The sequence below is a fragment of the Gordonia sputi NBRC 100414 genome, from assembly GCF_000248055.1.
In the GTDB taxonomy this organism is placed as follows: domain Bacteria; phylum Actinomycetota; class Actinomycetes; order Mycobacteriales; family Mycobacteriaceae; genus Gordonia; species Gordonia sputi.
The window spans coordinates 1-11,305 of record NZ_BAFC01000075.1; the positions used below are offsets into that span (position 1 = coordinate 1).

Here is an 11,305-nt window from a genome sequence, read left to right on the forward strand (position 1 = left end):
GAGAACGGCAACGTCATCGTCGAGCGCGGTCACGACCTCGGCGATCCGGCGATCGAGGCTCTGCTCGCAGCAGGCATCAACCAGGTCAAGGTCCGTTCGGTCCTGACCTGCGCGACCGGCACCGGCGTCTGCGCCATGTGCTACGGCCGTTCGATGGCGACCGGCAAGCTCGTCGACATCGGCGAGGCCGTCGGTATCATCGCCGCACAGTCGATCGGTGAGCCCGGTACCCAGCTGACGATGCGTACGTTCCACCAGGGTGGCGTCGGTGACGACATCACCGGTGGTCTGCCGCGTGTCCAGGAGCTCTTCGAGGCGCGTGTACCCAAGGGTGTCGCACCGATCGCGGAGGTCTCCGGACGGATTCGCCTGGAGGACGACGACCGCTTCTACAAGATCACGATCATCCCCGATGACGGATCGGAAGAGGTTGTCTACGACAAGATCTCGAAGCGTCAGCGTCTGCGTGTCTTCAAGCACGACGACGGCTCCGAGCGTCTTCTCGCCGACGGCGACCACGTCGAGGTGGGCCAGCAGCTCATGGAGGGTTCGGCGAACCCGCACGAGGTGCTGCGCGTGATGGGTCCGCGTCAGGTGCAGGTGCACCTGGTCAACGAGGTCCAGGAGGTCTACCGGAGCCAGGGTGTGTCGATCCACGACAAGCACATCGAGACCATCGTGCGTCAGATGCTGCGTCGCGTGACGATCATCGACTCGGGTTCGACGGAGTTCCTGCCCGGCTCGCTCACCGAGCGTGCCGAGTTCGAGGCCGCGAACCGTCAGGTCGTGTCCGAGGGTGGCGAGCCCGCCGCCGGACGTCCGGTCCTCATGGGTATCACCAAGGCCTCGCTGGCGACCGAGTCCTGGCTGTCGGCGGCGTCGTTCCAGGAGACCACGCGTGTCCTGACCGATGCGGCCATCAACAGCCGCAGCGACAAGCTGATCGGTCTGAAGGAGAACGTGATCATCGGTAAGTTGATCCCGGCCGGTACGGGTATCAACCGGTACCGCAACATCGAGGTTCAGCCGACCGAGGAGGCCCGCGCGGCCGCCTACGCGGTGCCGTCCTACGACGACACCTACTACAGCCCGGACGGCACCTTCGGTGCTCCCGCCGGCGCTGCGGTTCCGCTGGACGACTACGGGTTCGGCAGCGACTACCGCTGACGGTTACCCGCTGATCGAGCGGTGACCCGCCGATCGAGCAGCCGCTGATCGAGCTCGTCGAGATCACCGAAACGGCTCCGCACCTTACGAGGTGCGGAGCCGTTTCGCGTCGTGACGATGTGTCGGGAGCTCACTCGTACCGGTAGGGCAAATACTGAACATTCCAGTGGTTGCCGTCGGGATCGTTGAAGTAGACGAAGTGGCCCCACGACTGGACGTCAACCTCGCTGGCGTCGACGCCAGCGTCGAGCAGCTGCTTACGAGCAGCCTCGATGTCGGAGACGCAGAGCATCAGTGTCCCGGCGTTGGGCGGTGCGGCGTCGACGATGCCCTTGCCGAAAGCGATAGAGCAGTGCGAGCCGGGCGGTGTCATCTGCACGAACCTGATCTCGTCGGTGGGGGACGAGTCGTGGTCGGGATAGAACCCGATCCTGGTGTAGAAGTCTTTTGCTCGATCGACGTCGGAGACGGGCAGAAACGCGACTTCGAGTGTCCAATCCATGACTGTGACCTTTCGGATGGGGCGGCTTTTAGATAGGGCGTCGTTCAGGTGGGGCGCTGTTGGGTAGGGCGCTTCGAGGTTCGAGCCGAGTGCCGATCACCTGACAGACCGAGCATCGCAGCCATTGCGGCCATATCTGGTCCGCAATAGAAAGCCGACGCCGCCCAGCCGGCGCGATAAAGCGATCACCAGAACATCGGCGCGAGGAACTTCGACGCGTAGTCGCGCAGCGCGTCGGCGTCGTCGATGTCGACGGTGTGTGAGTCCGTGAGCGCGAACGACATGATCAGCCGGAACAGCGTCTCCGACGCGAGTCGCAGGTCGGCGTCGGGCATATTGGCGCCCGCGGCGCGCAGGGAGTCGACGATGCTCTGACTGAACTGGCCGACCATTTCCACCACGTAAGGGCCGTCGAATCCGATGATCAGGTCGGCGGCGCCCGGTTCGTCGGCGAGAATGCGGGTGACGAGTTCGTTGCTGCGTGCGCGCGTGATGGACACCTGAAACCCCTCGACCACCGCCTCGCGCGGGTCGAGGTCGCGCACGGCTTGCTGCATCTCGGAGAAGAAGTCTCGGCGCAGTTGCAGCACGACCTCGGCCAGCAACGCGTCCTTGCTGGGGAAACGCCGATACAGCGTGCTGCGGCTGACGCCCGCGTCGCGTGCGATGCGATCGATGTTGGCTCGACGGACCCCGGAGCGCACGAACTCCGACGACGCCGCGTCGATGATCCGACGCTCCTGTTCCTCGGCGCGTCGACGACGCGACGCACCGAGCATCGTCATCGCCGAACCCGCGTGGGTCGACGCCGCGGTCGAGGCTGAGCCTACTTCTGGCACTCGTGAACCATAACTCACTGCAACGTTTCACGATCGCAAACACTCGACACCGACGGTATCGAGCATCGAGCGAGCACCGAGCTTGTGTTTCCGCAGTTGAAAGCGCGCTCGTGGATAGGGGTGTGACAGCGGACACATGGATGTGTGATACTCGGCTCGGCGCGAAGAATGAAACCGGGATGTCTCATGCGTTCCAAAACCAAACAAATGCTTGATTGAGTATGGGGGTTGCGCGTGCCGATGGCGCAGAGTGTGCAGGGCTTCGGCCGCACGGTGAGGCTGGGCGTGCGCACCTCTGTCATCGCAACGACAGACATCGTTGGCGGCAGGTTCCCGATCCGCGAAGCGACCGTTCAGGCGTGGTTCCTGCTCAGCATCACTGTCTTGCCGGCCCTGCTGATGGCCGTACCGTTCGGAGTGATCATCGCCGTGCAGATCGGCGGCCTCACCAGCAACCTCGGTGCCACCTCCATGGCCGGAGCCGTCGGCGGTATGGGTGTCATCCAGCAGGGTGCGCCGATGGCCGCGGCCCTTCTGCTCGGCGGCGCAGGGGCGTCGGCGATCACTGCGGATCTGGGAGCACGAACGGTCCGCGAAGAAATCGACGCGATGCGAGTCCTCGGCATCGACCCCACGCGCCGGCTCGTCGCACCCCGCATGGTCGCGATGGTGCTGGTCGCTCCGGTTCTCTCGATCCTGATCATCGTGATCGCGGTGGCCGCGAGCTTCATCGTGGCGATCGTCGGACAGGGGGTCATCGCGGGGTCGTACTGGCAGTCGTTCGGCAGCTACGCGTCGACCACGGACCTGTGGATCTGTCTGGGTAAGTCAGTCATCTTCGGTTTTGTCGTCGTGGTCATCGCGAGTAGACGAGGGCTCGAGGCCGCCGGCGGTGCGCGCGGCGTCGCCGACGCGGTCAACGCGGCCGTCGTACTCGGCATCGTCGCGTCGATGGTGATCAACGTGATCATCACCCAGGTCACGACGCTCTTCATCCCGCCGCAGGTGATCTGAGATGGCGGTGATCTGAGATGGCGCAGCGCGCCGGGAGTTACATCCCGAGCACCAAGTTCCCGCGGTTGGAGAGGGCCGTCGACAACGCGGGCCGACCCTTCGAGCACATCGGCCGCCAGGTGACGTTCGTGCTCGACACCATCGCGGGTCTGCCGCACACGGTGCGCGCGTATCGCAACCAGATGCTCGCGGCGTTCGCCGAGACCACCTGGGGCAACGGCTCGATCCTCGTTGGCGGCGGGATCGCGAGTGTGCTTGCGATCCTTGGTGTTTCGGTCGGCGGCATGATCGGCATCCTCGGTGTCACCTCGCTCTCGTCGCTCAACCTGTCGCCGATGGCAGGCCTCATCACTGGGTACGCCGCCACGCGTGAGATGGCCCCGATCGTCGCGGCTGTGGGTTTCGCGGCCCAGGCGGGATGCCGGATGACCGCCGAGATCGGATCGATGCGCATCTCGGAGGAGATCGACGCACTCGAGGCGCAGGCGATCCGGCCGATCCCGTTCGTGGTGGGCACGCGCGTCATCGCGGGCGTCCTCGCCATCGTGCCGTTCTATCTGATCTCGCTCTGCCTGGCCTACCTCTCGTCGCGGCTCGTCGTCAGCGTCGTCTACGGCAATTCCGCAGGCGCCTACGATCGCTACGTCGAGGCGTTCGTGAGTCCGGTCGACGTCGTCTACTCGACGATCAAGGTCGTCGTCTTCGCGGTCCTGGTGATCATCGCGCACACCTACTACGGCTTCTTCGCGAGCGGCGGTCCCGAGGGCGTCGGCATCGCTTCCGGGCGGGCGATCCGCGCCAGTCTCGTGCTGATCGTCGCGGCCGACATGGTGATGTCGCTGATGTTCTGGGGCCTGAACTCGGGGCTGAACTTCGCATGAGCAGGGCACGCGAACTCTCCCCGGCCGCGCTGCGCAAGCGAGGCATCTTCGCCGTGCTCGTAGCCGCCGCAGTTGTCGCGCTCGTCGTCATCAAACCCTTCAGCGGAGGCGACGACGCCGTACGCTTCGCCATCGACGCACCGTCGCTTCCCGACGGCGTGCAGGAGGGCGTCCCGGTCGATATCCGCGGCGAGACCGTCGGACAGGTCTGCGGCCTCGACATTTCGCGCCGCGACGTCACGCGCATGGAGGTCTGCGTCAACCGTGATGCCGTGGGCGAGCTCACCGACAACACGGCGGTCAGCTTCGTGTCGCGCAACCTCTTCGGCTCCGACGCCGTGCGCCTGCATCCGACGGGTTCGGGCTCGTCGGTCACCAGTGGCAGCACCATCACGCTTGCACAGCCCCCGTCGGACTACACCGTGACGGCGACCGTGCGCAGTGCGGGCTCCTTCACCCTGCCCGTGCTGTCCCCACAACTCAGTGACCTGCTCAAGCAGGTGAGCGATACGACGATTCGTCTGTCACCGTTTCTGACTGCGGCAACCGTCACCCTGCAAACGGTGCAGCAGGGGCAGCGCACACGTCTGAATGCACTGTTGCCCACTGCCGCAGACGCTTTCAGCGGTGTCGGTGCCGCTGCGGCAGGTGGAATCAAGGGGCTCAACATCTTCAACTCCAACCCGCTCTTGCTCGACCACGGCTATGTGCTTCAGGTGGCGCAGATGATCGGCGACATCGGAGATCTGTTCGGCGGCATGGGATCACTGTTCAACGGCCTCGCGCCGTTCGGTGCGTTCATGGACCTCACCAACGCATTCACGACGCCGCTCGGGCAGGGGCTTTCGGGCGTCACCCCCGCCCAGGTCGGCACGCTGATCGATCATTTCGGCAATGCGTTCCACACCGATCCGACGACGGGCCGGACCACCCTGTCGGTAACGGCGCACCTCGACGTCGTGCCCGGCGCATCGGCGCCGCTGAACCAACTGCTGTCGAGAGTGGGTGGCGGTTCGTGAGAAACGCGTCGTCGGCGACGAAACGACTGCTGCTCGTGGCGGCCGTCGTGATCCTCGCCCTCTATGCGATCGTGCAGGCGATCAATCGGCCCGTCGGCGGCGACGTCGAGACCTACCGCGCTGAATTCTCCGACGTGTTCGGGCTGCACAAGAACGCCGACGTCCGCGTGCGCGGCGTCCAGGTGGGCAAGGTGACCGACATCGATCTCCAGCCCACCGGCGTCGCATTGGTGACTTTCACTGTGCGCGAGGAGAATCGACTCACCAATCGCGATCAGCTCGCGATTCGATTTCAGAACCTCGTCGGACAGCGCTACCTCGCGGTCACCAAAGCAGAAGTTGCCGAGAAGTCCGAAGTCACCGAGAAGTCAGAAGTCCCCGAGAAGTCAGACGACAGCGAGGAGTCAGGGGTCGCCGGCGCCGCCAGCTCGAGCGCGCCAACGGATGTGACGCCACTCGACCCCGATCAGGTGATCCCCGCGGCCAAGACGAGTGGCTCCTTCGACATCACCAAGCTGTTCAACGGATTACGGCCGCTGCTGCAGGGCGCCGACCCCGAGGTGTTCAACACCTTCGCGACCAACATGCTCCATCTGCTCCAGGGCGAGGATGGCGTGGGCCTCGGCGACGTCCTCGCCGACGTCGAACGTCTCACCCGTTTCGCCACCGACAAGAAGGCGCTGATCGCCACGATCGTCAACAACCTCGGCGTTGTCTCCGCCGCGTTGCAGGGCAAGTCAGAGATCATCGGGGTGCTGATGAAAGGCCTCGGCGTACTCTTCGACACTCTCGAGACCAAGCTCGATCTGCTGAAATCCGCATTCGGCAACGGCGCCAAGGTGTTTCCGCCGATCGTCGACCTGCTCTCGAACCTGTTCGACCTCACACTCGGCGGCCACGACAACGTCTCTGCGCGCATCATGCAACTCGTTCCCGACACCAACCAGTTCGCCGAGGTGCTCGGCGCATTGCCGACATTCCTGGCAACGGTGAACGCGTCGATGAGTCACCTGGGCTTCGACGCGACGTGCTCGCGCGGCGAGGTGTCGCTGCCGGAGATGGGGCAGGTCCTGCTCGGCGGAGGGAAGGTGACGTTGTGCAAGGCCTGAGCCGAGTGTCCGACTTCGCTGTCCGCGACCAGGTCTCCCGTAGAGCCGAGATCTCGTGGGCCGTCGGAGTTGTCGCCGTCGTGGCTGTGCTCGTGGTCGTCGTCGGCTTCCTCTACATGTCGCCTCCCGGGCGCGCGACCGTGCACGCGGTGATGTCGGAGAGCGGCGGCATCAAGGGCGGCACCGAGGTACGCATCGCAGGCGTGACAGTTGGCAAGGTCACCGACGTCGCATTGTCCGACGACAAAGTCGACGTCTCGCTCTCCGTCGACCGCAAGGTGTTCCTCGGCGACCAGACCTCCCTCGACGTCCGGATGCTGACGGTGGTCGGCGGAGCATACGTCGCACTGCTGCCCGCAGGAGATAAACCGTTGGGCGACTCAGTGATTCCCGTCTCGCGTACCTCCGTGCCCTACTCGATCTCCGAGGTGCTCGACTCCGCCGCCAAGACCACGTCGGGCATCGACGCGCCGACGATGCGCGGCACCGCGGTGGCGCTGACCAACAGCCTCGACGCCGCGCCAGGCGCCATCCGCGGCATCATGTCCGACGTCGACACCCTCACGGGCTTGCTCGACAAGCAGCAGGATCAGATCAAGAGCGTCGCCGACATCGGCGGCGAATACAGCACAGCCATGGCGGCACAACGAGCCACGCTCGTCGAGATGATCAAACGCATTCACGCCGTACTGCCGCTCATCATCGGCTACAAGGATCGCGGCATCATCACCTACGACGCCCTCGCGTCGCTCGTGCTCTACGTCGGCGACGTCCTCGGCGAGCCGTATCAGGCGCGCATCAAGCCGCCCCTGCGCAAGATCATCGCCTCCGCGGGCGAGACCAAAGACGTCGCGGCAAAGATGAGTGTCGCGATCACACAGTTGCGCGGCATCGCCGACAAGCTCAGTCGCACACTGCATCCCAATGGCGTGGCACTCGACTTCGGTGATCAGGTGATCGACGACTCGTCGATCTGTATACCCATCGCGGGCCGCACATGTTGACCGCACGGGCACGCCGAATCGACAGCAGGCTGATCGCACTGGTCGCCGCGATCCTCGTCGTCGCGCTGCTTGTCGGTGCGGTGGTCGTCTACCTGAGGTCGACGTCGAACAACGTGCGTGCACTCTGCGCCCAGCTACCCGACTCGGCCGGCCTCTATGCGGGAAATGCGGTCAACATCCGGGGCGTCAAGGTCGGAACAGTGACCTCGCTGAACCCCGAAAACGGTTTCGTGACAGTGCACATGAAGGTCGACGACCGGCCGCTCTCCTCCGAACTCAAAGTGGTCGCGATCAACAATTCCGTACTCGCCGACCGTCGTCTCGAACTCGTGGGCACCGACGCACGCGGCGGCGCCCAACTCGGCGCGCAGACATGCGTTCCGCTCTCTCGAACGTTCACTCCCATCTCGGTCAGCGATGCGTTCCAGTCGTTCACGACGATGTTCAATGAGGTCGGGGGAGTCGGTACCGATACGAAAAAACCGGTGGGCGAGCTGATCTCGGTCACCTCGAGGGAGATCAACGGGACCGGCGGCGATATCAACAAGTCCATCAAGAACATGTCGAGTCTGATGGCAGCACCCGACGAGTTTCTCGCGCAGATGCGTTCGATCTTCGACAATCTGGCGACGCTCACCGACGTCACCACGCAGAACTGGGATGATCTGCGCGATATCGGGACCAACTCGGCGTCGTTGACGTTCATGATGGGCAGGCTGATCGAAGACTTCGTCTACATCTTCAACGGATTGTCGGAGGCCGCCCCCGCGATCGACGACCTTCTCGGCGACCTCCTCCCGCCGCTGCTCGACCCGGCCGACGTCGCGAAACCGCTGATCGATCTCGGTGTCGCCAAAACCCCTGATCTACTTGTCCTTCTCCGCGAGATCCCGGGGATAGCGACGTCGGCGTCGGCCATGATGAGCCGGTCCGCGCACGGGGTTCCGGTGTCGGTGTCGGGGCCGAAGGTACTCACCAGGACTCCGAGTAGCGCGGCACTGTGCGGACTCCTCGACCGCAGCGGTGCCGGGCGCTGCGACGTCCGCACCGGACAGACGGCCGTCGTTGACCTCACCGGTCTGGTGGGCGCTGCGATCCAGGGAGGTCTCGGCCGATGATGCGTCGCGGAGTTTCGTTTGTCCTGTGTGTGCTGGCCGTCGTGGCAGCGCTCGTCGTCGTCGCGGTCGGACGTGGAACCAATCCCGCGAATCTGTTGCCGAGACTGACCTCGTCGTCGTCGAATTCGACGACGCTCTACGTCGACTTCGCGTCGGTCGTCAATCTCCCGCTGGGTGCACGGGTGCTCTCGCGCGGTACCCAGATCGGCACCCTGGAATCCATCGAACTCGTCCCCAACGCCGCGCGGCTGACCCTCGGCATCACTCCGGAAGCCCAGGTGTTGCGCGGATCGAAAGCCGAACTGCGACAGTCGACGATGCTCGGCGACATCTACGTCGCGTTGATACCGCCCGCCTCGCCGAGCGCGCCGCTCCTGCATGACGGCGACGTCATCGGCCTGCGCGACACAGACCCCGGCCCCCAGATCGAAGACATCATCACCAATCTCGCCGACTTCATGGCGGGTGGCTCGGTGATGCGGGTGCAGGATTCGATTCGAAAGGTCAACGAGTCCGTCGACATCAAGAACGGAGACCTCCCCGCGGGATCCCGGGTAGGCGCTCACGATATCCAGGATCTCGCACGCGGCACCGACGAGTTGAACTCGATGATCGACACACTCGACACAACAAGCCGCGAGATAGCCTCTGACCCAACTCTTCTCGCGATGTCGATGGGTCCACAGGGCCAGTTCACCCTGGGGTCTGTCATGGACGCGATCAGTGAGGGATTCAAACTCGTCGCGGGATCCAGTGCGCTCGCTATCGGCCTGAGCTGGCTCACGCCGAGGCTGGTCGAGCTCAACCCGTTCCTGGAGAAGATCACGCCCCTGCTGCGCAGCTACTCCGCGACGTCGACCGAATTCAACGGCAACATCGGCAAGGTCGTCGACGTGACGCAGACAAAGCTCCTCCCGTTCGCCAAGAACGGTGGGGTCTCCGTCGACAAGATCACCGTGGGTGCAGACCGTCGGGAAGCAACCCGATCGGTGACGGCGGTGCTGCGCATGATCGGAGCGGTCCGATGAAGGCGCGCTACATGTTCTCCATCGTGGCGACCATTGCGGTGCTCATCCTCGCGGTCGCCTACCTCTCGGTGGGCGTCCTGAAGATGCGGGTCATCTCCGACCAGACGACCGTCACCATCACCGCACCCAAATCCAACGGCCTGCATGCCGGTTCGGCTGTCTTGCTCCGCGGAGTGTCGATCGGGAGTGTGTCGTCGGTGACCTACACCGGCGGCAACGACATCGAGATCGAGATCTCCTACGACGCCGCGCATCAGATACCGTCGAACAGCAAACTCGTCATCGAGAACCAATCGATGATCGGGGAGTCGGGACTCTTCCTCATTCCCCCGAAAGACGATGCGGCCCAGACCATTCGTAGTGGTCAGACCCTGACCGCGACCGTGGTCGACGTCCCGGCGTCGGTGCCGGAGCTCCTCGGCTCGACGCAGACGTTGCTCGATCAGGTCGACCCGACGCTCGTCAACGATCTCGTCGACACTCTCGCGGCAGCACTCGCCGGAACCGAGTCCGACGTCGAACGCCTCACCCCGGCCGCGCAGGTACTTGCGGCGACGATGATCTACTCGCAGCCGGCCATCGAGAAGATCATCGGAAACTCGACGACGATGCTGCAGGACGGCGCCTGGATCGGCCCCTCGCTTCGTCCGACTGCTCCCCAACTTGTGTACGCGGGTACCAGCGTCCGCGACGTCGTGACCGCGGTCAAGCCGTTCGCCGTCTCCACCGACGGCGGAAAGAAGATCCGGGATCGCTGGAAACCGTCGTTGAATCGGTCCGCTGAGTTCGTGAACACCATCGCACCCCCATTGGGCAGCATCGCCGACACACTGCTCCCGGCCGCACGGCAGTCGGGTTCGGTGCTGGCCCAGATCAACATCGCGACGCTGCTGGAGCAGGCAATGAAGGTCCTGCCCGGCGACAGCCTGCAACTAACCGTGACACCGCCGAGATGACAGCCCGAGCCAATGAGGAGCCAGCCCATGACAACCGACCTGCACACCACGACCAACGACGTCGAGCCGGAGAACGATGGTACCGGCGCGACTGACACCACGAATCCGCCCGCCGAGAAAGCTGCTGCCGAGAAGGCTTCCGCGGAGAAAGCTGCCGCCGCAAAGACCCCTGTCGAAGAGCCAGCTGCCGAGAAGCCTTCTGCGCGAGCTCAGTTGACCGAGTACCTGTCGGTGCGTCGCCACCCGGTTGTCGCGGCGGTCAGCATGTTGTGCGTGGCCGCGCTGGTCGCGGTCGCCGTGCTCGCCTACCTCCTCGTGCAGCGATCCGACGACCTCGCTGCCGAACGTCAACTGACCGCCGACAAGCAGACGGCCGAGACCGTCGCCGGTAGGTACGCGGTCGGCGCGGCGACGTTCGACTTCAACAATCTGCAACCGTGGTCGGCGGCACTGAAGAATGGCACTGCGCCGGAACTCAATTCGCGCTTCGACGTCGCGGTGAATACGCTGACACCACTCATCCAGGAGGTCCAATGGGTGCAGACCGCGAAGCTGATAGCAGCGAAAACCGTTGACATCAGGGCTGATCGGCAGTTCATCGTGCAGGTCTTCGTCTCCACACACATGACGAGCACGCAGAATCCGAAGGGACTCAACACCGTCACCCC

Annotated in this window: 11 protein-coding genes and 1 pseudogene; 9 read left to right on the forward strand and 3 right to left on the reverse strand. The window is 64.3% G+C overall.

All coding sequences use genetic code 11. From position 1 onward, the window contains the following. Positions 1 to 1,167: pseudogene (locus tag GOSPT_RS12300) on the forward strand (DNA-directed RNA polymerase subunit beta'); the annotation flags it as partial. 130 nt (positions 1,168 to 1,297) lie between these two features. Here GOSPT_RS12300 and GOSPT_RS12305 read toward each other — a convergent pair. Beyond that, positions 1,298 to 1,669, reverse strand: coding sequence for a VOC family protein (locus GOSPT_RS12305; RefSeq protein WP_005206516.1), 372 nt, complete (start codon positions 1,667 to 1,669; stop codon positions 1,298 to 1,300). Positions 1,670 to 1,854: 185 nt separating this feature from the next. Further along, complete coding sequence (locus GOSPT_RS12310) at positions 1,855 to 2,508, reverse strand: TetR/AcrR family transcriptional regulator (RefSeq protein WP_231894684.1); 654 nt, start codon at positions 2,506 to 2,508, stop codon at positions 1,855 to 1,857. A gap of 234 nt (positions 2,509 to 2,742) precedes the next feature. On the opposite strand from GOSPT_RS12310, the gene GOSPT_RS12315 reads away from it, so the two are divergent. Genes GOSPT_RS12315 through GOSPT_RS12350 form a run of 8 tightly spaced genes read left to right on the forward strand, consistent with a single transcriptional unit; the run spans position 2,743 to position 10,637 of the window. Beyond that, positions 2,743 to 3,522 carry an ABC transporter permease gene (locus GOSPT_RS12315; protein WP_005206518.1) on the forward strand — a complete coding sequence of 260 codons (780 nt, stop codon included), beginning with the start codon at positions 2,743 to 2,745 and terminating at the stop codon, positions 3,520 to 3,522. 17 nt (positions 3,523 to 3,539) lie between these two features. Further along, entirely contained in the window at positions 3,540 to 4,403 is an 864-nt protein-coding gene (locus tag GOSPT_RS12320; protein WP_005206519.1) for an MlaE family ABC transporter permease, read from the forward strand. Further along, the gene (locus GOSPT_RS12325; protein ID WP_005206520.1) at positions 4,400 to 5,422 is read left to right on the forward strand and encodes an MlaD family protein; all 1,023 of its coding nucleotides are present in this window, start codon (positions 4,400 to 4,402) and stop codon (positions 5,420 to 5,422) included. The genes GOSPT_RS12320 and GOSPT_RS12325 overlap by 4 nt, the downstream gene beginning before the upstream one ends. Next, entirely contained in the window at positions 5,419 to 6,531 is a 1,113-nt protein-coding gene (locus tag GOSPT_RS12330) for an MlaD family protein (RefSeq protein ID WP_005206521.1), read from the forward strand. The genes GOSPT_RS12325 and GOSPT_RS12330 overlap by 4 nt, the downstream gene beginning before the upstream one ends. After that, positions 6,519 to 7,535: an MlaD family protein gene (locus tag GOSPT_RS12335; protein ID WP_005206522.1), complete on the forward strand. Its 1,017-nt coding sequence runs from the start codon at positions 6,519 to 6,521 to the stop codon at positions 7,533 to 7,535. Before GOSPT_RS12330 ends, GOSPT_RS12335 begins: the two co-directional genes overlap by 13 nt. Next, a complete protein-coding gene (locus GOSPT_RS12340) occupies positions 7,529 to 8,653 on the forward strand; it encodes an MlaD family protein (RefSeq protein ID WP_005206523.1) in 1,125 nt (374 codons plus the stop codon). The genes GOSPT_RS12335 and GOSPT_RS12340 overlap by 7 nt, the downstream gene beginning before the upstream one ends. Next, the gene (locus GOSPT_RS12345; RefSeq protein WP_005206524.1) at positions 8,650 to 9,681 is read left to right on the forward strand and encodes an MlaD family protein; all 1,032 of its coding nucleotides are present in this window, start codon (positions 8,650 to 8,652) and stop codon (positions 9,679 to 9,681) included. The genes GOSPT_RS12340 and GOSPT_RS12345 overlap by 4 nt, the downstream gene beginning before the upstream one ends. Then, positions 9,678 to 10,637 carry an MlaD family protein gene (locus GOSPT_RS12350; RefSeq protein ID WP_005206525.1) on the forward strand — a complete coding sequence of 320 codons (960 nt, stop codon included), beginning with the start codon at positions 9,678 to 9,680 and terminating at the stop codon, positions 10,635 to 10,637. Before GOSPT_RS12345 ends, GOSPT_RS12350 begins: the two co-directional genes overlap by 4 nt. A 347-nt stretch (positions 10,638 to 10,984) precedes the next feature. On the opposite strand, the gene GOSPT_RS23905 is transcribed toward GOSPT_RS12350, so the two are convergent. Continuing rightward, entirely contained in the window at positions 10,985 to 11,158 is a 174-nt protein-coding gene (locus GOSPT_RS23905; RefSeq protein ID WP_156527498.1) for a hypothetical protein, read from the reverse strand. Positions 11,159 to 11,305 lie beyond the last annotated feature (147 nt).